The sequence below is a fragment of the Pontibacter sp. HSC-14F20 genome (assembly GCF_019599265.1).
GTDB lineage: Bacteria > Bacteroidota > Bacteroidia > Cytophagales > Hymenobacteraceae > Pontibacter.
In genome coordinates, this window is sequence record NZ_JAHZTC010000001.1 from 84,022 (window position 1) to 107,230 (window position 23,209).

The 23,209-nt window shown below is 46.9% G+C and carries 18 protein-coding genes; 2 read left to right on the top strand and 16 right to left on the bottom strand.

Annotated elements, in window-relative coordinates:
* The first annotated feature begins 13 nt into the window (after positions 1–13).
* Positions 14–232 (top strand): PspC domain-containing protein, encoded by a 219-nt coding sequence (locus K3G39_RS00405; protein WP_116544555.1) that lies wholly within the window; start codon positions 14–16, stop codon positions 230–232.
* Here K3G39_RS00405 and K3G39_RS00410 read toward each other — a convergent pair.
* Both K3G39_RS00410 and K3G39_RS00415 read right to left on the bottom strand, forming a co-directional pair.
* Entirely contained in the window at positions 227–1,249 is a 1,023-nt protein-coding gene (locus tag K3G39_RS00410) for a glycosyltransferase family 2 protein (RefSeq protein ID WP_220624190.1), read from the bottom strand. The two genes, K3G39_RS00405 and K3G39_RS00410, sit on opposite strands and share 6 nt — an antisense overlap.
* The gene (locus K3G39_RS00415; protein WP_220624191.1) at positions 1,239–1,574 is read right to left on the bottom strand and encodes a YbaB/EbfC family nucleoid-associated protein; all 336 of its coding nucleotides are present in this window, start codon (positions 1,572–1,574) and stop codon (positions 1,239–1,241) included. The genes K3G39_RS00410 and K3G39_RS00415 overlap by 11 nt, the downstream gene beginning before the upstream one ends.
* 502 nt (positions 1,575–2,076) lie before the next feature.
* Here K3G39_RS00415 and K3G39_RS00420 point away from each other — a divergent pair.
* Positions 2,077–5,763, top strand: a complete 3,687-nt coding sequence (locus K3G39_RS00420; protein ID WP_220624192.1) for a PQQ-binding-like beta-propeller repeat protein — start codon at positions 2,077–2,079, stop codon at positions 5,761–5,763.
* 58 nt (positions 5,764–5,821) lie between these two features.
* Here the strand turns inward: K3G39_RS00420 and K3G39_RS00425 are convergent, their stop codons facing one another.
* From K3G39_RS00425 to K3G39_RS00490, 14 genes are all read right to left on the bottom strand, one after another.
* A complete protein-coding gene (locus K3G39_RS00425; protein ID WP_220624193.1) occupies positions 5,822–6,196 on the bottom strand; it encodes a nuclear transport factor 2 family protein in 375 nt (124 codons plus the stop codon).
* Between the two features lie 14 nt (positions 6,197–6,210).
* The gene (locus tag K3G39_RS00430; RefSeq protein WP_220624194.1) at positions 6,211–8,268 is read right to left on the bottom strand and encodes a gliding motility-associated C-terminal domain-containing protein; all 2,058 of its coding nucleotides are present in this window, start codon (positions 8,266–8,268) and stop codon (positions 6,211–6,213) included.
* A 279-nt stretch (positions 8,269–8,547) separates the two neighbouring features.
* Positions 8,548–10,053: a histidine ammonia-lyase gene (gene hutH, locus K3G39_RS00435; RefSeq protein WP_220624195.1), complete on the bottom strand. Its 1,506-nt coding sequence runs from the start codon at positions 10,051–10,053 to the stop codon at positions 8,548–8,550.
* Positions 10,054–10,061: 8 nt separating this feature from the next.
* Positions 10,062–11,468 (bottom strand): histidine--tRNA ligase, encoded by a 1,407-nt coding sequence (hisS, locus tag K3G39_RS00440; RefSeq protein WP_220624196.1) that lies wholly within the window; start codon positions 11,466–11,468, stop codon positions 10,062–10,064.
* Between the two features lie 56 nt (positions 11,469–11,524).
* On the bottom strand, positions 11,525–12,907 hold the full coding sequence (locus K3G39_RS00445; RefSeq protein ID WP_220624197.1) for an undecaprenyl-phosphate glucose phosphotransferase: 1,383 nt from the start codon (positions 12,905–12,907) through the stop codon (positions 11,525–11,527).
* 78 nt (positions 12,908–12,985) lie between these two features.
* Entirely contained in the window at positions 12,986–14,107 is a 1,122-nt protein-coding gene (locus K3G39_RS00450) for a glycosyltransferase family 4 protein (RefSeq protein WP_370627161.1), read from the bottom strand.
* A gap of 42 nt (positions 14,108–14,149) precedes the next feature.
* Complete coding sequence (locus K3G39_RS00455) at positions 14,150–15,424, bottom strand: O-antigen ligase family protein (protein WP_220624198.1); 1,275 nt, start codon at positions 15,422–15,424, stop codon at positions 14,150–14,152.
* Positions 15,425–15,428: 4 nt separating this feature from the next.
* Entirely contained in the window at positions 15,429–16,544 is a 1,116-nt protein-coding gene (locus K3G39_RS00460) for a glycosyltransferase family 1 protein (protein ID WP_220624199.1), read from the bottom strand.
* 6 nt (positions 16,545–16,550) lie between these two features.
* Positions 16,551–17,816 carry an O-antigen ligase gene (locus K3G39_RS00465; RefSeq protein ID WP_220624200.1) on the bottom strand — a complete coding sequence of 422 codons (1,266 nt, stop codon included), beginning with the start codon at positions 17,814–17,816 and terminating at the stop codon, positions 16,551–16,553.
* Entirely contained in the window at positions 17,813–18,967 is a 1,155-nt protein-coding gene (locus K3G39_RS00470; RefSeq protein WP_220624201.1) for a glycosyltransferase family 2 protein, read from the bottom strand. The genes K3G39_RS00465 and K3G39_RS00470 overlap by 4 nt, the downstream gene beginning before the upstream one ends.
* On the bottom strand, positions 18,856–19,875 hold the full coding sequence (locus tag K3G39_RS00475) for a glycosyltransferase (RefSeq protein ID WP_220624202.1): 1,020 nt from the start codon (positions 19,873–19,875) through the stop codon (positions 18,856–18,858). The genes K3G39_RS00470 and K3G39_RS00475 overlap by 112 nt, the downstream gene beginning before the upstream one ends.
* Positions 19,842–20,861, bottom strand: a complete 1,020-nt coding sequence (locus tag K3G39_RS00480; protein WP_220624203.1) for a glycosyltransferase — start codon at positions 20,859–20,861, stop codon at positions 19,842–19,844. The genes K3G39_RS00475 and K3G39_RS00480 overlap by 34 nt, the downstream gene beginning before the upstream one ends.
* Before the next feature lie 6 nt (positions 20,862–20,867).
* Positions 20,868–21,836, bottom strand: coding sequence for a hypothetical protein (locus K3G39_RS00485; protein WP_220624204.1), 969 nt, complete (start codon positions 21,834–21,836; stop codon positions 20,868–20,870).
* A 23-nt stretch (positions 21,837–21,859) separates the two neighbouring features.
* Positions 21,860–23,158: an oligosaccharide flippase family protein gene (locus K3G39_RS00490; RefSeq protein WP_220624205.1), complete on the bottom strand. Its 1,299-nt coding sequence runs from the start codon at positions 23,156–23,158 to the stop codon at positions 21,860–21,862.
* Between the last annotated feature and the right edge of the window lie 51 nt (positions 23,159–23,209).

Sequence of the window (23,209 nt, forward strand, 5' to 3'; positions counted from 1 at the left end):
AAAATAAACGAAAGTGAAAAGGCTACAATACTTTATCGAATCTCAGGCTTTTGGTGTCTGCACCATGTTAGGAGAGAAGCTTGGAATAGCCTCTAGTAGCATTCGCCTGTCCTTTATTTACATTTCGTTCTTCACACTGGGCTCGCCGGTCATCCTGTACTTTATTATGGCCTTTTGGATGAACGTAAGCAAGCACCTGCGCCGCGAACGTAGCACTGTCTGGGATCTATAAATCCCGCACCGTGCGTCGCTGGCGCACAAAATACTGCCATACAATACTTCCTTTGTAAACGCCTGACATACCTGGAAAAGTACCTTTGAGCTGCTGTTCTTTTCTGCGCTGCCGCCAATACCTGCTGTTGCGCAACAAATCAGTGTGTGCATTCAGAACCGCTTTGGCATCGGCTGCCTGACCCGCAGTCAGCATACGCAGGGCTGCCAGCCAGTCCAGTAAAATGCGGATAGCAAGGGTTGAAAAAAGCTCGCCGGCCGGCAGGTTTTTGTACAGCAAGGCCATGCCATTGCGGAAGTTTAGATAAGTTTTGCGCGGATTTGACTTGTGCAATGTGCCGCCTCCCACGTGGTATACCTGGCTGTGGCCATTATACATCACCTTATAGCCCAGGTTCTTGGCGCGCCAGCAGAAATCGATCTCCTCCATGTGCGCAAAAAATGCCGGCTCCAATCCACCGAGTCCGTGAAAGACATTGGCCCGCACAAACATACAGGCGCCCGTTGCCCAGAACACTTCAGCTACCTCGTTATACTGCCCTTTGTCTTCTTCCAGCGTTTCGAACAATCGACCACGACAAAAAGGATATCCGAGCACATCCAGCATCCCACCACCTGCACCAGCATACTCAAAGAAATCGGGGTGTTGTTGCGATACAATTTTCGGCTGGCAAACCGCGATATTTTCGTCCGATTCCATCAACTGGATGATTGGTTCCGTCCAGCCCGGTGGCACACCTACATCAGAGTTGAGCAGCACGTAGTACTTGGCATCCACCTGGCGCAGGGCAATGTTGTAGCCTTCGCAAAAGCCGTAGTTATCGTCGTTTTGGATGATGCGCACCTGCGGAAAGTGCTCCTGAAGGAAAGGAATGGAGCCATCGGTAGAAGCATTGTCGGCAACAATAACTTCGCAGCCGGGGCTGTTGGCCACTACCGATGGCAGAAACTCCTGCAGATAGCGGATTCCGTTCCAGTTAAGTATGACAATAGCCGTGAGGCTGGGATTAGAGACCAAAGTTTCCTAAATCTAAACCGGGGATGTTAGGTAAAAGGCCCTCTGTGCTCTTCTTCATTTCTTCCTGTGCACGCTCACCCGCCGTCAGCATGGCGTTGTTCACGGCGGCCACCACCAGGTCGTTCACCATGTCGCGGTCGTTGGTGTTCATGATAGAATCGTCAATCTCAATTTTGAGGAGTTTGCGCTGCCCGTTCACAGTCGCCTTCACAAGGCCTGCGCCCGATTCTGCAGTAACGGTAATGTGCTGCAGGTTGTCCTGCGCTTCTTTCATCTTGGCCTGGACTTCTTTCATCTTGCCCATCATGCCCATCATATCAAACATAGTCTATCTTCTTTTTGGTGTGTTTACGAGAATAACGGTTAGTCTGCCTCTCAGCTTGTACAAATATACAAGCATAATGTCAGAAAGGCGACATTACTTACGTTGCTATTTGCACACAGAAAACTTTGACTTAAATCCACCGCTACAGATATAATGTAGAGCCTGATTGGGTAGGTTAGGATATTTTGGGCAGAAAAAGGATAGCATTCACCCGTGAAAATAACCCATCCACCCATTTTTGGGTGAAACCTATTTGAATCCGTTATAGTACTATTTATAAAGATTTTAATACCCAGCCTGGTGGTTTGAATTTCGGCAGCTATAAGATTGTGCTGATGGGCATAATTGCTTCCGTTTCGTTTACCACAGGCTATGCCGCCCCTGTCTCTACCATACTGGTCTGTAGCACTGACTACACGATCCTTACGTTCACCCTTCTTTTATAATAAATATACTACAATTACGCCTTTTGCCTTTGAAAACAATTTAACTCTACTAAACTATGATCAAACATTTATTTGCTATTAGGGAGGTGCTTAGCTGGCGTCTCTATCTTACTGTATTTTCTCTTTTCCTTTTAATATCCCCATCTCTGGCGCAAGACCTGAAAGAAGAATGGGTGAGAAGTTTTGAGACGCCGCCAATTGGCTCGGGCGTGATGGTAAACTCAGCCGTTGACACGGAGGGCAACATCTACATGACCGGCTACAGTGAAGTCGGGGAGTTGGCGAGCAAACGAATTATAGCTGTGAAGTATAGCCCTGTGGGACAGCTGCTATGGGCTTTCAGGACTAAAGAGGACATTCACAGAAACCTTTATCATGAAGAGGCTCAGGATATTGTCATCGATGATGCCGGCAATGTGTATATAACAGGTTTGTTAACCTGGCGGGTATGGGGTACCTCGGAGGATCACCGGATGGCGACCGTGATCAAGTTGAATGCAACTGACGGGAGTCAGGTATGGTCTATAGCGTATGGCCAGGATGAAAGCCTGACTGATGTAGCCGGCATTGCAGTAGACAAGTCCGGAGGAGTATACCTGGCAGCAACAGTTAATGCAGACTATAGGCTTGCCAAGTTCAACGCAGCGACCGGAGCCTTGCAATGGCAGCAGCAGTATGGTGGAAGCGCCGGCCTGACAGACGGTATAGCCGATGTGAAAGTGGATGACAGGGGCGGCGTATACCTGACCGGCAGCACCCTGGAAAAATACAAACCCTATCCGGATTCAGATGTAATTGTTACTGCTAACGCCATTACAACCATCAAATACAATAGCCAGGATGGCTCCCAGGCCTGGGTAGCCGGACACCGCATTGGGGGTGAGCCGAGGCAAGTAGGACACCTCCTGGAATTGGACGCAACCGGTGTTTATGTTGTTGGGAAACACAATGACAATGACATGATCATCCTGAAGTATGACCCGAATACCGGTCAGCAAAGTTGGATGACCAAGTTTCGGGGAAGTACAAGGGGAAGCACAGGGCATGATATAGCCCTGGACGGTGCCGCAGGCGTTTATGTGACAGGCGTCAGCGAATCCGGCACGGCTTATTTTTCAACGCTGAAGCTGGACGCATCGAGTGGAGAGATCATCTGGTCTAACACGGCTAATAGCAGCGGTGCTAATTTCAGTCAGGCAACTTCTGTAGCAGTGGACAAGGACGGAGGTGTCTTCATAACAGGTACTAGCTACTTCGAGGGAGATACGAAAAGCTATGTTGTTATTCGATACGAAGGTGCTTCAGGTGAACGTGTATGGGAAAAGCGACTTATAAGTACTCAGCCGTATCTGAAGTCAATGGTGCTGACCAGTAAAGACGGAGGCTTATACCTGACAGGTAATGTTTACAATGACGTCGGAGACCAAAGCCAAAGCATGATGGTCACCAGGTTGAATGCTGCGAACGGGGACGATGACTGGAGTCAGCGATACGGCTGGAGTGAAGCATTTTCTTACCTCGGTAGAGATGTGGTGGTAGACGAGGCAGGAAATACGTATGTGGCTGGAGTGATCACTGTTGAAAAGGGAGAGAAGTATGTGTATGTCGTGAAATATACTGCTTCCGGGGAAATGCTTTGGAACAAACATTACCGAGACAATCGAACAACTAGCAGCAGAAATTTCATCGCCCTGGATAAGGACGGTGGCGTGTATGTGGTTGCTTCTAAAGGGCTGCTACTGAAGCTACAGGCTGCAGATGGAGAGCTGGTCTGGCGGTCTCAGGTCCGCGTAAATTACGAGGTGCCAGTTCAAATAAATGCCATGGTGCTCGATGATGCCGGAAATGTGTATGTGGCAGGCGCTGAGGAGAAACCAAGGGTGAGCCTTGAGATAATCAGCTCTTTCCTTACCGCAAAATTTGATGCGGCTTCAGGAAGTATAATCTGGGAGAAAAAGTATGGCGGTGATTTTGGGAGTGATCACGTAAAAGATCTTGTCCTCGACGAAAATGGCAACCTGTATGCCACCGGCTTGGTGTTCGGCAGTAACAAGACGGTTCAAATGGCTACAATCAGGTATAACAGTGCTAACGGCGAAGAACGCTGGATCGCCCTACACGATAATGGGTATCCGACAGCAATAGCTGCTGATGGAGCTGGTGGCATCTATGTAACGGGAAACAAATCGTCAATCAACAATTTTACAACAATCAGATACAATGCGGAGGATGGAAAAGAGGTATGGGTGTCAGACTATGGAACTGATGGAAGGCGCGATGTGCCGGAGGCGATAGCTGTTGACAAAGCGGGAGGTGTGTACGTGGCTGGTATCAACCAAAGTGATGCCAACGGCATGCAACTTTCCATTCTTAAGTACAGCGCGGCCGATGGATCAGAAGTTTGGTCGCACCGGCATGAACAATGGATTCAGGGTGAAAGCAGCACAAGACTCATGCTGGACAACGAGGGGAATGTTTACGTGGCCGGCAATATGCAGAGAACCTTTGTACTAGCCCGGCATAACAGCGAAAATGGGGAGGTGTTTTGGACAAAGGAGTCAGATAATGTATTGGGTCTGGGGTCGGATATCATGATGGATTTCACCTTGGACAAGCAGAAAAACCTATATCTGACAGGCTATAACTCCTTTTCGACAAATACTAAAGCCTTTACCATTAAATACAGCCAGGATGCGCCATGTGCACCGGTGGTTCAGAAGGCAATAGCTGGTCCGGATAAGATCCGCGCAGGTTCAGAAATCGTCACCTATACCCTAGAGGGCACAAAGGCCACTTCCTATACCTGGACCATAGACGGGCAGGAGCCTGTTAGATTTGACGGTCAGGGCACGGAACAAATTGCTGCAGACTGGCCGGTGGCGCCTGGCTTTTATGAAGTGAAGGCCCGTTACGGCAACGACTGCCAGACCCAAGACGCCACGCATAAAGTAGCTGTCTACAACCCGGATGACCGCATCGTGGCAGCTGCCGGCTGGCTCCATTCACCCCAGAACACGCAGCTGGACTATATGCAACAGGAGGGACGGGGCTATTTTGGCGTGGCCGTGCAGTACCGCAACCGCACCGAAGAGGTGGAGGGACAGGTCGCCTTTCATCTCAAGGAAAATGACCTCAGTTTCAAGAGTACTTCCTTTGAAGCAGCACGTCTGATCGTGTTCGGGCAGGATGCTAACTTCAAAGGGGAAGGGACGATCAACGGCAAGAGTGGGTATGGTTTCCTGGTGGCCATCGTGAACCATGCCCTGAATGTAAAGAACCCGAACGACCGGTTGCGACTGATGATCTGGGAAGAAGAAAGCGGTCGGATCGTGTACGACAACCAGGATGGTGATGCGGAGGAGGCCACGGCCATCAACCGCATCGGTATGGGCGCGATGATACTTTATGATCCTAAAAACCCGGATTTGCTGGCAAAGGCGGAGTTGGAGGCGCTTGGTATACAATTGCCAGGTGTAGAAGTAGCTGCTAAGCTGGTGGCTTATCCGAACGCTTTTTCCGACAGAACCACCATCTCCTTTGCGCTGGAAAAAGACGGAGCCTATACCCTAGAGGTATACGATATGGGCGGCCGGCTTGTCCGGAAAATAGGAGAGGGCACCGTCAAGGCAAAACAACTGTACGAGTATGAACTGGATGGGAAAGCCATGTCAGATGGCATGTACATCGCCCGCTTGGTAACCGACTCAGGTACGCAGAGTATCAAGCTGTTGCTAAGAAGATAATTTTAGTTTCGTGTTGAGAAAAGGGAGCTGACAAACCGGCTCCTTTTTTTATGTGCCGTCAGCTGTGGTCTTCTATGGAAATGATCTTTTCCTGTTGAAAGCCGAAGATCGTCTTACCTTTCAATTCCAGGGTATCACCTGCTTTCAGTTCTTCGGAAAAGTTAGTTGCCAATACTGCCCTGTAAGCAATCGTGACTTCTGCTGTGTTCTGTTGTTCCTGATAATGAAGCATTACTTGTTCCCGCTCTTTGAATAGCTTTGCAGCTCGCTCAGCCTGTTCCCGAAGGGCAACTATACCTTGCAGGAATAGGTTGACTTCGCCATTGGAAATGTTTCTAAATTCCACCTCCTTGTGCAGGCACAGTAGCATACCCTCCACGTCGAAGTGGTTGTAGGCACTGATGTATTTTTCGATGATTTCTTTCCTGCTCATAGGATGATCACAGTTTAGCGCAAAAGCGTGACGGTGCCGGTACGAAGCTTTGTTTCGCCACTCTGGCTCACAATGTTGACTTCATAGGCATAAGCGCCGGCCGGCTGCGGTTTTCCCTGGTAGGCGCCATCCCAGTTGGTGTTGCGGTCGTCAGAGGAGAACACGACCTGCCCCATATTGTTGTATACCTTGATATTGAAAGATTTTATAAAGCGGCCTTTTACTTCGAGCACATCATTGAGTCCGTCATCGTTTGGCGTGAAAGCATTCGGAATATGTACCTGCAAAGGCTGCTGAATTACCACAGTGTTGGAGTAAGAAGTAGCGCTGCCACTCCCGGAAGTCACCCGAATGCGGTAGCGTAGTTCCTGCATCTCATCGCTCGGATTGTGCTCCAGGTAAGTGTTGCCTGTTACAGGTATACTGCTGACAATGCGGTTATCGGCATTCAGCAGCTCCAGGGTATAGGTGCTCACCCCATCGGGAAAGCCCACATAGCCTGTCCAGCCTAAGGTGATGTTCGGATTATTTTCTTGGGGCAGCGCAATCAGGTATACCGGGCAGCTAGTGTTGCTATAGGCTGCGCTCTGCTCACAAGGATTAGTATAGCTGGCACGGTAACAAACCGGACTCAGCGGCTGCAATGGGTCCGAATACGCAGTCTGCTCGCTGGTTACAAGATCAGTAAACGGCACCCCGTCGATGCTGCGCTGGTAACGAACCTGTTGGGCTGTCTGGCCATCCGGGATGGTCAGGATAAGTTGTATCTGGTTGTTTTCGTCATAGGTGCTGTAGAGGTGCCCGGCAGGTGGGGTGGCGGTGGAAGTGGCCTGCAGGCAGCGTGAAGCAGAGATCGAGTGGCTCTGTCCGTTATTCGAAAAACTGCTTACCTGGTAGCAGTAGTTTTGTCCGCAGTTCAGGTCAGGGTCAGTATAACTGGTTGTGTTGCTGTTCAACTCCGCAATCTGATTGCCGTCGCGGTGCACTGTGTAATGCTGTACAGCACCCCCTATACCTGACCAACTGAGGTTTGCCAGTTCATTGCCTGCCTGCACACCCAAAATCAGGCTACTAACCGGCGCTGAAAAAATCGGCAATTGATTGCCGCAGTTGTCGGCTGGGCGAATCCGGAACTGTATGGGTTGCCGGGTGTCTACGTTACCGATTCTGAAGTCAGTCAATCTGATTTGCGTGAGCGGTGAGGTTGTGTAGATGGCTTCGAAATTGCTGTTTACTGTGGTGCGTCTCTCCAGCACATAGCGGTATCCTGGCTGCAGATTTTCGAACGCAAACAGAATTTCACCATCTGCCGCTTCCCGCAGAACTTCCAGCTGCGCGATGACTGGTGTGGGAGGAGTTGGCAAGAGTGTAACCGTGTTCGAGCTGCTCGTTTCGCAGGAGCTGCCGGTGTACTTGCCCCGCAACGTGATGGTATAGGAAACCGCTGTACCAAGGTAGGTATAGGGCGGCTGATCCCCGGCTTTTACGTCTTTTGCCAGCGTATTGTCACCATAATCAATGTCGTACAAGTCGTAGCCGATGTCGGCGATGGTCACCTGAACTGATCTGCTGGCGCAAGGCTGTATCGTAAAACTGGGAGCGGGAGTTGCTACCACTTCAAACTCTATGGGCTCTATAGTGGTACTGTTCCCGCCTCCCCGGTTAATGATCTGCGTGATGATGTATTTGCCCGGCTCTGTGTAGGTAAACTGAAATCGGCCATCAGCACCCCGATCGACTAGTTCACTCTGTTCAAAATTTTGAGGGTCAAATGCGCCGGGGCCGGGATCATAGAAAGTAGTATACTGCGCGTTCTCGTTTGCGTTGCAGTCCTCAAAAAAAACAGGTATACCTACGCAAATTACCTTCACTTCCTGCCCGTTCTGTATTGCCCGAAAGCAGCCTTCCTGTCCCAAAACAGGTATAGCAGCCAGCAGAAGTGATATGAACAGCAGCAGTCTCAAATAATAGGCGTAGGGTGTGCTACGAATATAGGCAAGCAAGGGATAGGAGAAAAGCTTCTGCCTAAATTTCAGGTATAGGAGCGGGGGATTCGTCGTGCTTTTTTTCAACCTGAAAGGATTTAGGAGAAATAGGGCTTTCTCTGCAAGTAATATAGATTTAACCTCCGATAGGAGTCTAGTTTAGCTAAGTTTCTTTAAAAAGTGACAGAAAAGTATGCCCAGGTATAGGCAGGGCTAATAGGCTCCATCTACAAGTCCAACTCTCAGGGATAGGTAGCTTAACGAGCTATCATATTGGATAACGAGAATCAATACGGATAGGTATAAAAGAGAAATCCGCAACAGCCCTGAAGACTATTGCGGATTTCTGATGGCCTAACTTGTTGTTTAAGCCTGAGCCACAGGCAAACGGCAGGTTCTGATAAAATCCACACTTCGCTCCATGTCCGGATGCATCACGCGGTCGGTACTTACAAAAGGAATCTGCTCCCGGAAATCAGCCACTAGTTGCTCCAGCTGCGGCGCGGTGCGTAGCGGACGTCTGAATTCCATCGCCTGCGCAGCGTTCATCAACTCAATGGCCAGCACGCGCTCTACATTCTGCACCACCTTATACAGCTTCGTAGCGGCGTTTGAGCCCATGCTCACGTGGTCTTCCTGTCCGTTAGACGATGGGATGGTGTCGATAGAAGCCGGGGTGCAGAGCTGTTTGGTTTGGCTCACGATAGAAGCAGCGGTATACTGCGTGATCATAAAACCGGAGTTCAGGCCAGGTTCTGCCACCAGGAAGTCCGGCAAACCACGGCTGCCGGAAATCAGTTGGTATGTCCGACGTTCGGAAATGCTGCCCAACTCCGCCAAAGCAATTGCCATAAAATCCAGCGCCAACGCCAACGGCTGCCCGTGGAAGTTGCCGCCTGAAATGATCTCGTCCTCGTCCGGGAAGATGTTCGGGTTGTCAGTCACGGAATTGATTTCGGTCAGGATCACTCCTGCAACATAGCGGATAGCGTCTTTGGAAGCGCCATGAACCTGCGGAATACAGCGGAAAGAGTAAGGGTCTTGCACGTGTTGCTTAAACTGGCTGATCAGTTCGCTACCCTGCAGCAGGTTGCGGAACGTGGCGGCTGTCTCCAGTTGCCCCTGGTGCGGACGCGCTTGGTGAATCAGGTGGTTAAACGGCTCAATGCGTCCGTCAAAAGCATCCAGCGACAAGGCGCCCACCACATCGGCCGTGCGGGACAAACGGCGACCCTGCAAAAGACAATGCACTCCATAGGCACTCATGAACTGTGTGCCGTTCAACAAAGCGAGGCCCTCTTTGGCCTGCAAAGCGACGGGTTCCCAGCTAAACATCTCCAGCACATGGCGGCTCTCCAGGCGGTAACCCTGATAATATACCTCTCCCAAGCCGATTAGCGGCAGGCAAAGGTGTGCCAACGGAGCCAGGTCGCCACTTGCTCCAAGCGAACCCTGCTGGTACACGATCGGGTAAATGTCGCGGTTATAAAAGTCGATCAGGCGCTTCACTGTCTGCAGTTGCACCCCACTGTTGCCATAAGCCAGCGACTGTATTTTGAGCAGGAGCATCAGTTTCACCACTTCGGCCGGCACTTCGTCGCCCATCCCGCAGGCATGCGACATCACCAGATTGCGCTGCAGCTGTTCGAGGTTATCGTGCGAGATCTGCTTTTTATACAGCGATCCGAAACCGGTATTGATGCCGTAGATGCTCTCATCGGTGCTGGCAATTTTGCGGTGCAGGTAGTTGTAGCAGTGCAGTATGCGCTCCTCCGCCTCCTGCGACAGGGCCAGGCTATACCTGTGGCTGATGATTTCCTCGATGCGCTCCAGGCTCAGGTGCTGGCTGGAGATATAGTGAATGTCGCTCATGTTTTTGTTTAGTTTGCTTCAGTTTTCAGCTGGGCGATGATGTCGTCTATGTAAAGCTCGTCCTGTTCGCCTGTCTGCATGTCGCGTAGTTTCAGTTTGCCGGATGCCATTTCTTCGGAACCGATCAGCAGCACAAACGGGATTTTCTTCTGATCAGCATAGCTCATCTGCTTTTTTAGCTTGGCATTTTCAGGGTATAACTCTGAGGCTATACCTGCGTTGCGCAGCTTCTGGAGCAGGGGCAGGGCGTAGCGCTCCGATTCTTTATCGAATTGCACGATCAGCACCTTCGTACCAACCTCGCTGCTGGCCGGGAAAAGCTGCAGTTCTTCGAGTACATCGTAAATGCGGTCTACGCCAAAGGAGAAGCCTACACCTGATACGTTTGGCATACCGAACATGCCCGTCAGGTTATCGTAACGACCACCGCCGCTGATGCTGCCCATGTTGGCGTTATTGACTTTTACCTCAAAAATGCAGCCGGTATAGTAGGTGAGGCCGCGTGCCAGGGTTACATCCAGCTGCAGGCGCGACTGACCAGATGGGTTCTGCGTTGTGAGGGCATCGCTGCCCAGATTCTCCAGGTACTCCCATACCTCTAGTAGGTCTTTCAATCCGCGCTGTCCCTCTTCAGTATTACCTAGTAGCGTTTGTAGCTGGTCTAGTATTTCCTGGTTAGAACCTTTCAAATCATAAAGCGGCTCCAATTTATCAACGGCAGCCTCGGCTATACCTCGTCCCAGTAACTCTTTGCGTACACCGTCTGCCCCGATCTTATCGAGCTTGTCGATGGCCATGCAAATGTCGCTTTCACGTCCTTTCTCCCCAATGGCCTCGGCTATACCTGCCAGTATACCTCTGTGGTTGATCTTGATCGTGAAATCTGTCAAGCCTAAGCTGCCCAACACCTCGTCGATCATCTGCACAATCTCCGCCTCGCATAGCAGGGAGTTGGTGCCTACCACATCAGCATCACACTGGTAAAACTCGCGATAACGGCCACGCTGCGGGCGATCGGCACGCCATACCGGCTGTATCTGGTAACGCTTGAACGGGAAGCTGATCTCATTGCGGTTCATCACTACAAAACGGGCGAAAGGCACCGTCAGGTCGTAACGTAATGCTTTTTCAGAGATTTTGCGGGTGATATGCTTAGAGCCCTGTTCTATGTCAGCGGCAGTCGTCTTGGACAGGAAATCACCGGAGTTCAGGACCTTGAAGATCAGTTGGTCGCCTTCGTCACCGTACTTGCCCGTAAGCACGGAGAGCTGCTCCATAGCAGGTGTTTCGAGCGGCAGGTAGCCGAATTTCTCGAAGGTGCGCTTGATGACGCCAAATATATAATTGCGCTTGACCACCACGGTGGGGCCAAAGTCGCGGGTTCCTTTCGGTATAGATGGTTTTTCCTTGCTCATGTTTTCAACTTTGCAGGCGAAGTTACTAAAACAGGAGCAAATGAGGAGGCTGATTTTTAAAATGCGTTGTCCTCGCCCCGCATCATGTTGTATACGGTATAGAAGACAATCTTCAGATCAAGAAAAAAAGACCAGTTCTCAAGGTAGAAGATGTCGAGTTTCACGCGGCCACGGATCTGGTAGTTTGAACTGGTATCACCACGGTAGCCGCGCACTTGGGAAAGCCCTGTTATACCTGGTTTGATGAAATGGCGCACCATATACTTTTCAGCCACCATAGCATACTCTTCGTTTACCTTTAGCATGTGCGGGCGAGGCCCCACAATTGACATCTGCCCCATAAATACATTAAAGAACTGAGGTAATTCGTCTAAACTGGTCTTGCGCAGGAAAGCACCAATACGGGTAATTCGTGAATCGCCACGTCGTGCCAATAAAGAGTTTGCTTCATTGTTTATGTACATCGACCGAAGCTTCCAGCAACGAAAGGTCTTATAATTTATACCTGAACGTTCCTGACCAAAAAAAACAGGCCCCTTAGAGTCCAGTTTAATGAGTAAAGCCAGCAGTGGGATAAGCCATGAAAGAATCAGGATAATCACCAGAGACGAGAACAAAATATCGAATGCTCGTTTGATAACCTTGTTGAATGTATCGTCGAGCGGGATGGAACGGAAAACCAGCACAGGAAGCATGTCGTGAAAATCCAGCTTCATGCGGGCATGGTGGAAGCTGCCTGGCTCTGGCAAGAACTTCATCCGGATCAGGCGGTCATCCGCATCATTCATCAGGCGGATAATCTGATTGCGGGGCAGCTCGAAGGGGGAACAGTAGATCTCATCCACATGGTGCTCCTCCAGGTAATTCTCTATATCCGCTATCGACCCGAGCAGGTCTGCCTCCCCTGATGCTTTATCGTCAAAATAACCCATAAAGTGGTAACCATACTCCGGGTGTACTTTAAAAAAGCGACGCAGCTCTTTACCGGCTTCTCCCATACCTACAATCACCACAAAACGTTTATTATAGCCCTTTCTTCGGAAATGGCGCAGTAAGATGAGCACCACAAAACGGTAAAAAGCCACAAAACAGGCCAGTGATCCATAATGGAGAAACAGGAACTGACGTGACACAGTCTGCAAGTCAAACAGTTGCATGATGACCTCAAACAGCAGCACATACAGCAATACAGCCTGTAAAGCGTTTACCAGGAGCCTGTTGATAGGCACCGCACGATAAATTTTATAAGTCCCAAGCAGGAGTGAGCAGGTATACCAGGCAAGCAGTGCGTATAGCAATAACTGCGTATAGCCTGAGAAAACCAAAGGATCGGTTTGGTCTGCTGCTACCTGGTGGGCCAGTGCAAAAGAAAGTGCGATAGAAACCGCGTCGCCAACCGCATGCAGCGGTCTGATGTATTTATTATATAATCCGGGCATAGTATTTCGACACAAAAATATTGAAATAATAGTTTGTGGCGATATTGTTCGATTTCTATTATGTAATTTTAGCTGACTTTACTCTTTTAATGCAAGAGGGGCATTTAAATATTCATTAACAAGTTCCTCTATCTGTGAGCGGAAAGTTTCTATATTGAATCGCTCTGCATGTTGTCGGATAGTATCAGGTTGTAATGTATGGGCAATCAACTCGAAGCGATTGACAGCATCTTTTAACGAAGTAATACTCTGCTGTGGGTAGAGTACCCCGGTTCCACCGTCCAGCACAGTTTCAAAGGTTCCACCTCTTCCAAAAGCTATAACAGGGGTTCCACAGGCCTGAGCTTCAACGGGCAAAATTCCAAAGTCTTCTTCAGCGGCAAATACAAAAGCTCGTGCTCGCTCCAAATGGTCCTTCAGTATTTTAAAAGGCTGATATCCTAAAAGAGTAACATTAGCTCCTGCTTTAGCTTTGATTTTGTTAAAGTCTGGACCGTTGCCAATCACAACCAGCTTTTTGTCAGGCATTTGAGCAAATGCTTCCACAATCATATCCATTTTTTTGTATGGAACCATGCGCGAGGCTGTCAGGTAGAAGTCTTCCTTTATGTGAGTTAATGTAAAGCTTTCCACATCGACAGGAGGATAGATAACAGTGGAGGTGCGGTTATATACTTTTTGAATGCGTCGGCCTATATAAGCAGAATTAGCTATAAAATAATCGACACGGTTTGCGGTTGTATAATCCCACATACGGATATAATGCAGCATCATTTTCGCTACAAATCCTTTCACCCCTTTGTGAAGACCCGACTCCCGCAGGTACTGGTGATACAGGTCCCAGGCGTACCGGATAGGAGAGTGGCAATAGCAAATATGCACCTGATTGGCATGTGTGAGTACACCCTTAGCCATAGCGTGGCTGCTGCTGATAACCAGGTCATATCCTGATACATCAAGCTGCTCAATTGCCAGTGGCATCAACACAAGATAGTTGCGATAGTGTTTCTTTGCAAAAGGCAGCTTTTGAATAAAGGTAGTCTTTGCCTTTTTATAGGCAATATGCTTCCGCAGATGCTCTGGCATAAAATCAATGACCGAGAACAAGTCCGCTTCAGGGTATAAATGCAGCAGTTGCTCCACCACACGCTCCGAGCCAGAGTAGTCTACAAACCAGTCGTGAATGATGGCTACTTTCACTTATTATAGAATTTAATGGTTAAGAATCAACAACAAATAAAGTTATACTTTAAGCCTGTCTTTTTCTGGAAACTTTAAATCAATTTCTTTAGGTTTAAGGTCATGAAATGCGAAAACTGAAGCAAACAGGGCGAAGTACATGATACCAGCTTGTCTGGATAGAAAATTTTCAGTTAAAATTGCTACTGCAAAAAGTATAAGAAAACTAAGGTAGGTATAATTTGTCTGCTTCAAGCTATTAATAGCAGGTATAAGCAGAACCAGAAGCAAAATGCTAAGTCCAACTATCCCATTTCGGAGCATTTCGTCCAGATACTCATTATGGGAATTCATTTTGAGCTCATATATCCAAGGATTCAGGTCTTTGTAACATGCATTAAGTGGCTGTTGCGTATGACCTATACCTAGTCCGGTAAGCCAATTATTATCTTTTTTAAGTAATTCTATACTACAGCCCCAGTTTATGTAACGGATATTAATACTGGAGACCAGATGTATATCGTATTCCTGGTAAGAGAAATCCTCGAATTTAATAATCTTTTGGGCTACTGTGCTGGCTTTCTCATTATTTGAGACAAAAAAGGCAGCTGCTATTATACCTACCATTCCGCCACCAATTACCACACCCTTGCCCAATTTACGGGTAGCCCAAACCATGGCCAGCACGAATGCAAGCACAAGTAAAGCAACTACAGTCATTTTGGCATATAGAATGTAAATATAAAAGATGAAATAAAGTATGCCAGCCGCAAGTAACACCCTGGCAGAAATGGATGTGTATTGTCTGAAAAGGCTCATGAGCGCTACTAGCCCAAATGCGCTGAAGAGTCCACTATAAGGGCGATGGAGCAACGTCAGTCTGACCATGGTGGTTAAGTCTTCGCGATCGAGCAGCACGGCAATGCCTTCTCTGAAAGTAAAAAGGGACATTAGAAACAACCCTAATATAAACGCGATCAATATTTGGCTACGTTGTTTTCCGGACAAGTCAAATGATGTACCTATAACTAGTGGAAAAAGCAGCAACGGAAGCTTACGGCTTAAGATTTCATACCCATCTGCTGAGTAATCTCTAAGCAGTAGTCCTGGCAAATTGATGAGGAACAGCGCCATGAATAGCCAAAGGAACTTGTTATGCTTCAGCTTGGTCAGTTTTTGTTTGTAATGCCCTGATGCTATCCACCATACTGCCAGCAGTATAATGCTCATACTAGCTAAGCGAATCGGCAGGGAATCCGTGTTAGGTATAAGTACAGCTACAACAAGCAATAGGGCATGGTAGAGCTCTTTATTATATAGGCGTTGTAACAGTGGCATGTGGCTATTTATCCTTTAAAATAATATCACAAAGCTCGGCTGATGATTTTTGCCAGGTATGCTGCGCGCTAAGCTGCAAACCTTTTAAGATTAAATCATCTCTTAAGTGCTCATTTTGAAGTGCCCCAACCAAAGCGTCAGCCAGTGCCTGTGGATTGGTACCATCAAAATAATAAGTGGCATCCCGGCAAACTTCGGGCATACTGGCAGCATCAGATACTATAGTAGGACAGCCGCAGGCCATTGCCTCAAGCGGTGGCAAGCCACAACCTTCATAAAGCGAAGGGAATACAAAAAGCCTCGCCAACTGATAAATAATAGGCAGGTGCTCTGTTTCTACATAGCCAGTAAAAATTACTCTGTCCTTTAGATTTAGCTGCTCTATCAGATTGATCAGGCTTTGGTCGCCTGTTATAAAGCCCTCTTTTTTACCAACGACTACCAATTTTATACCTTGGTATTGTGATCCTTCTAACTTCGACAAGGCCAACACCAATGTTTTTAGATTCTTGTGAGGTTTAACATTGCCCACGAACAGAATAAATTCTTCCGGCAGACAATATTTATTACCCACAGACTGCATTAATTCAGCATCTCGCTCTTTTCTAAAAAGGTTGTGGTCCACTCCGAGATCTATCTTATGGAGCATCTTGTCACCCACTTTCAGATACTTTTGAATCTCGCTTCTGGAAAACTCTGAAATAGTAACGACTTTGTTAGAAGCATCAATGGCTCGTTGCAACAAAAATCGGGCATAGAGCTTATGAACTTTGTTGACGGCATTGCTTGCCAGATGATAGACATCGTGAATAAGTACGACTCTTTGCTTTGCCCTTATCGGCAATACCGGAATATTAAAGTGCGGCGAGAAAAAATAGTCACAGGCAGGTATGAGCAGCGGCAGTAAAAGCTGCTCCGCTATGGAGTAAATAGGTTTTGTGAACCTTATTATCTGCATGTTATCAGCCCATGCATACTGCTTTAGTTGTACAGGGTCTCCCAAAAGTGTGATATCGAAATGCTCCTTCATAAGAGGCAGCAAATTCTGCAAATCTGTTCCTATACCGGAAGCTTGTATCATTCTGGCATCAACTGCCAGGGTCTTGGGAAGTGAATTCATCAGAAGCTAGTACTCATCGGCAGGCGCAGCCAGTGCCAACCCGATAAAAAACCAAATATATAAAAAATGGAGCTGCACGCCTAATAGGCATATCAGTATGAAAACCTTTAAGGCGCGTGATGCTATAATTGAGTCAGGGGCGTAATTCTTATAAATAGCATATAGCAGAGCCAAAAAGGCCATGAATCCGATCAGGCCGTTTTCTACCAGTATAGTTACAAAAACTCCAAGGCCAGGAGCATCCCACTCCGGGACAGGGGGTAGAATACCTAAATAAGCAGGATCGTTCCTGACTAAAGCGTAGTTCCCAAGACCTATCCCAAACAATGGATTTTCCATTACCATGTTCGGCGTAATAAAAAGTGCCGCTATCCTGCCCATAACGAAATTATAGTCGCCTTTTCGCTCTTCTACCAAGGCCTCAAAGTTCTCAATAGACACCAGGTAGTTAGATATGAGTAGGGTAAAAACGAAATAAAAGACTGGAATAAGCATTGCCAGTATTACATAGCGGAACCAACTGGCGTGCCTGAACTGTCGGTAGAAAAGATAGAAATGCCAGGCCAGTATACCTGCCATACCTGCTTTAGATTGCGCAGCAATTATTACTAGTAGGAAGACTAGTCTGTACACCCATTTGCGCCCACTCACAAAGAAAGTGAGCATATACAATGAGCTGTAAAACAAGCCAAGCGGACCGCCTTCTACATAATACCCTCTCAGACGTGGAGTAGGGTCATTGGAAGCGTAAGGTGTGGTATCGTAGATAATGGTAGATTCCGGCAATGGTAAAACTCCAGATTGGACGAGCAGGAAAATAAGGAGAAAGACAAGGGATACATATAAATTGATCGTTAGTACTTTCCGTAGTATGTAATTGATACTGAGCCCCTGATTTTGGTAATAACGGACCGCCTTGTAAACGATGAGGGCAAAAGCAAGGCAGGCCATCAGCTCTACAAAACGAGCTATACTGATCAGGTATGGCCCTTTAAGCAATGTTAGTCCATTAATATCAGTATAAAATTGTGTGCCGGTGTTACTCGCAAAGGTAACTAACAGGAATCCTACAAACAGTGCTAAGAAATAGAGCAGGTACTTGTTGACATGCCGGATGGTGTACAGTAAAAAAGGAATAGTCAGTAAAGCGACAAATTCATTCAGCTTTATCCCGGCCAATTTCAGGTCAGTGAAATGGAAACTGATGATACAGTAAAGCAGGAACAGCCACAGGCCTACATGGGGCAATATAAGTCTGTCTGAGCGTATCAACTTGTTCTTCTGTAGTAAGATTTAAAAGCCTTAATAATTAAAGGAATCCTGTTTAATTGCTTGCGTCGAATGCGGTTCGCCACTACAAATATCAGACTTAAATAAACAGGAAGCAGGTACTTCCTATAGTATTTACTTGTTATGATGAGCCTGTTCCGGATACTGTAAAAATCAGACAACTCACTTTTATTGCTGTTATCTTTTAGTCCGCCCCCTATAGAGGCCCCTTCTTTATGATATACTTTGGCCTGCAGACAGGTGTTTATTTCATAATGCTTCAGTTGTCCACGCTTTGCCCAGTCTATTTCCTCGAAATAAAGAAAGTAGTCTTCTGTCATATTGCCCACTTCTTTTACAAAAGCTGATGATACGAATATCGATGCTCCTACTACATAATCGTTTTCCTGTATGGTGAGGCCTTCGAAAGTGTGCGTAGCCGGCTGGCCAAACCCGATGTGCTCTGTGCTAGCTAGCATAGGCTTATACCTTCCTAAAATCGCCTGTACGAGAGTAGGATCATGGAAATACAGTAATTTGGCACCAAGCATACCTAGTTGTCGGCCTTTGTGGAGTTCTCCTACAAAGCATAAATGCAGCTGCGTGAGTGTGTCTGCTGCTACAACAGTATCATTATTCAGAAGCCAGACATAATCAGCCCCGTGAGAGAGGGCCAGTTCAATCCCCACATTATTGCCTCCAGCGAAACCGAGGTTTTTGTCGGATTTAACAAGGAATAATTGTCTATCATCAGGTATAGCACCTTCTATATGGCGGGCAGAAAGAGACATGTAGGGAAGAGGCTTGCTGACTGGAGCAGCTGCTACAGCAGCAATGTCATAAAAGCCACGTTCAAAGGCAACTGCATACTCTCCATCGGCCCAGTTTTCCAGTTTTTCGATAGAACCATTCTCAGATGCATTGTCAACGACTACTACCCTGAAATTACTGTACCGAAGCTTAAATACGCTTTCCAGGCACTCAGCCGTATCCTGCCAGTTTTTGTAGTTTACAAGTATGATGTATACAAGAGGTGCGGTGTTCATGATGCGGGATACTTTTGAGAAACAAATGTCTTGATTTTTCCCAGGATGATATTGATTCCATTGCGACGAAGTGCTGTGAGACCATTCTTTTTCAGGAAAAGATTCCATTGCTCGCCGGCTTTCCCAACCTGACCGCGCAGCAGCGTTGAAAATGTTATAAAAAGAAGAGAGAGGCGGAGTTTGTCAATTTCGAATGTAAGCGCATCAGCACGTATAAAAGGCTGTTCACGGATGGATTCTTTCAATTCAAGCTCATAATAGCGCATGTTCCACTTGTCGCGGCTTGCACTTGTGCTATGCATGCGCACGAGCGCCTCGGTATTATCAGCGGCCTGGTAGTAAAAACTAACACCCTGTACAGCCCATCTCAAGAACAACTCCCAATCTTCATTATGGCGCAAGGTTTCATTGAAAGCACCAAATTTTCTAAAAACCTCCGCACGTATCAAAGGACAGTTGATAGCCATAATATTGCCAACAATAAGTTTACTGAGGATGGCCTCCCCCTTGCCCGATACCCGGGGCATCCAATCTTGTTGGGTACCTGTTACTGTTTTAAAAAAAATGTTCGGTTGATTTGAATAAAAATACTTTACATCGCCATATACCAGATCGGCCTCCGGATACTGCTCTAAATACTGGACTTGTTGCTCAAATTTCTTGGCAGAAAGCAGATCGTCGGCATCTAGCAGTTGTATATATTGACCGCGAGCCATTGCTATTCCTCTATTGCGGGCTGCAGACATACCAGTGTTTTGCTGAGGAATATATTTTATCCGGTTATCAGCCTCAACATACCCGGTCATAACTTCGCGCGTGTTGTCTGAAGAGCCATCGTCAATCACAATACACTCCCAATGCCGAAACGTTTGACCCTGCAGGCTCTCCAATGTCTCACCTATCAGATGACCATAGTTATAAGTAGAGATAATCACCGAAACGACAGGGAACTGCATCGCTTGATCTGGCATTGCTTTTTGGTTTAAATTCGTTGTGCTTTTGGCACGAAACGACATTTCAGTTTTGATTTTACTATATACAGAGCCTGCTTGGGATTTAAAAGCGAAGGGCGGAGTAAATAACTGTATTCTTTGCTCCCCTGGCCGGATTGACGGCAGGTTTCGTACCATTTCAATGCCACTATCTTGTCAAAGCACGCCTTCGGGAAGTACCCGGTCCTATTGTTTGTCTGCTTCAGTTTTAATAACCAAGCGGCGGCACTTTCAATAGCCACAGAGGTATGGGGTACCTCCAGCAAACCGATTTTAACGTGTAACTCAAGCTCTTCTGTTGTGGGTTCAATACCAAATTTCTCCAACTGATAGTGCGCAATTTGCTTAACACAATTGTAAAGTATGGCAGCTTTGGTTTTGCTTATACCGCCTGGGTGCTCGCGATAGTCTACCAGTCGCTCAGCCAGATTTGCCACTTTATGCGTTGAGGCGATCCTTACCCAGAAGTCATAGTCCTCGGAGGGAGGAAAGTCGTTCCTATAGCCTTCGGCAGGTATAGCCGAACGCCGAAGCATTACACTAGACTGCGCAAAATTGTTCTGGAACAGCAGTAGGCTTGGAATACATTCAGGCTCTGTTGGATAACACTGTGTGCGTATAAACTGCCCTTCGGGTGTAATCAAATCAATATAAGAACCTACCATCGCGAAATCCGGGTTCGCATTCAGAAAAGCGACCTGCTTTGCCAAACGTTGGGGATGTGCCACATCATCGCTGTCGAGCATAGCTATGTAAGCTCCCCGGCTGCTCGCCAACCCCCTGTTTCGGGTATAGGTTAATCCCTGGTTTCCATCGTTATGGAGTACCCGTACTCTTTCATCCTCGGATAGCTGGTCCAGGATTGCAAGAGTGCCATCTGTAGAGCCGTCGTTAATAATGAGCAGTTCGAAGTCAGGAAAAGTCTGATGTAGAATACTATCTACAGCTTCACGCAAGTAAGCCTCTCCATTGTATACAGGCATAACGACCGATACCTTTGGTGTTTTCATAGTGAGTTAAATCCTGTTGTTTCGTTTACAAAACTCAAATTCCACTTCCTGGTGAGCACTTATATTCCGGAAATGACGGAGCTTTCTGTAATCTATCTGATAGCCTTCCTGCCATTTGCGCAGCAGATCATCAGCAGTCAGCGTGCCTGCGTGGTTATCGTTTTCATTTTGCACTTTATTGTTCGGGATATTCATAATCACACTGCTTTGCAGGGCAACCCCATACCTGGTCTGGAAAATAGGATTGTAAAGCTGCATTCCTTCTTCAAGTGAATTAGGGGCTTTGAATTGAATGCTACCAATTATAAATCGAATCTCAGCAGTATCGAATATGTGTCCATCGACCGAAAGAGGGTACTTCCAATCAAGCTGACCATCCTGCCATTTCCACACCAACATAGTAGATGTGGGTGCGATAGTTGTTTGAAATTGTGGAAGTTCTTGATGCTGTCTGGTCGTATAGGAATACGAAAGATGGTTGCCCATACGCAAAGTGGGCACAAAGCTATTGGTGTTATGCGCTAACAACTCAATCAGATCAACCGGCTCTTTAAAGAGGATGTCATCGACCAGGAACATTATCCTTGAAGAATCAATAGCCGCCAAAGTTTGAATCAGATCTGCTCGAAAGTCCTTTTCCTTCTCAAAGCATACCTCCGGTCGTGACGTACATAGGCTGATAAGTTCTTCGTACGCGGCATCGTGCTCTTTGGAAGAGGCTGTATAAAGTACTTTTATCAGGACTTGTCCTTGCGCTAAGTCAAAAAAACTGGCAAGCAGGGCATGCAGTTGTATGGCCCGGTCTTTCGAGAATATGACAATTGTAAGTGAAAGAGTATCCGTAGCGCGACAGGCCTGTTGATTACTGTACTGAATAATCTGCTCGAGGGCATGGATGTGTGCATCCTTTACTTGTTCGATCTCCGGAAATAACCTCCTAGCCAGATTGGCGGCTTTTAGCCTGATAAAATGCATATTAAAATTGCCTAACACGTTTATTAACTGGGCTGCCCGGATTCTCTTACTTTCTTCAGTACCAGGCTATTCTGTATGGCAGCAAGTGCAAACCAGGCAAAGTTACTCAGAAGATAGGCAACCCCTGCACCCATTAGCCCAAAATGCTTTAGAAAAATGATGTTGAACACCACATTAAAAACAGCGGCCAAAGCAACATTAATCACGAGAAGGCGCGATTTTTTGTAAAACAAAATAGGCGCACCTAAAAGCTGCGACAGAAAGAAAAAGGCAAAACCTCCTACCAGATAAGGGATTAGACTTAGCGAGTCATGATAGCGCACATTGATGAATGCCTGCGCTAGGAACTGGCTAGCAAAGGCCAAAACTGCAAAAGCAATTAAAATTAAGAAAATCATTAATGCTTTATGCTGCTTAGAATCTCCTTTAGACAGTTTCTCAAATATGTAAGGCGTATACACGCTTAAGACTGGTGCAATAAGCAGTGGCTCGAAAACAGATGAAAACTTATAAGCTACGGAGAAAATCCCTACGCTGGATTCCCCCAAGTAGTACAGGATGAGCCACCTGTCTACACCCGAAAGGCCCCAAAAAAACAAGGAAGAAAGTATAAAGGGAAAGCCTAGTTTTAAATGTTGAGAAGTTTCTGCCCATTTTACATTCAATTTGACGGGCTTGATAAACCTAAAATATAAAAGAGCCGGATAGGTAAGTGACAGTAAGAGTACACCAAGGTTAGTGATCAAAATTCCATTCACACCTAGACGCAGGTAATACACCAGGTAAAGGTTAAGAACTAGAGTGACAATGCCTATCAGGATTTTGTTTACAGTTAAATTCAGGGCCTTTTTAGCTAACTGAAGTAGAGCGAAAAAAGTGTTTTGATAGAAACTGAAGAAGCTTTGTAAAAGAACCAAAACAATCATGAAAATCCCGACACTCTGCTCAAATAATACATTCCCAAAATAGACAAGACCTATACCTGCTGCAATATAGAGCGGTATAGCCAGCAGGGTGTAGATGTTAGTGATCTGGCTGATAGTATCGCGCTTGCCCGCCCTATCCAGGTGAAAGTATTCAACATAAATGACCTGCGAGAGGCCAAATGAAAAAAGTATGGCTAGAATTGTCGAGGTTGTAGTCAGCAGTTCAAGTATACCGTAGTCGCTGGGGGCCAATACAGAAGTATAGAGTGGGATCAGGAAAAAGGCAATCCCCTTCAAAAACAAAGCACCCGAAGAGTAGATGAACAGGTTTTTTAGAAAATCGGACCTGAATACGCGTTGGATAACCTGCTTATATAATTCTGCTATTGCCTGCACTATACCTGTTAAAATTTCTTCCTGAGCCTCACATAGCTAGTAAGGAGGCGA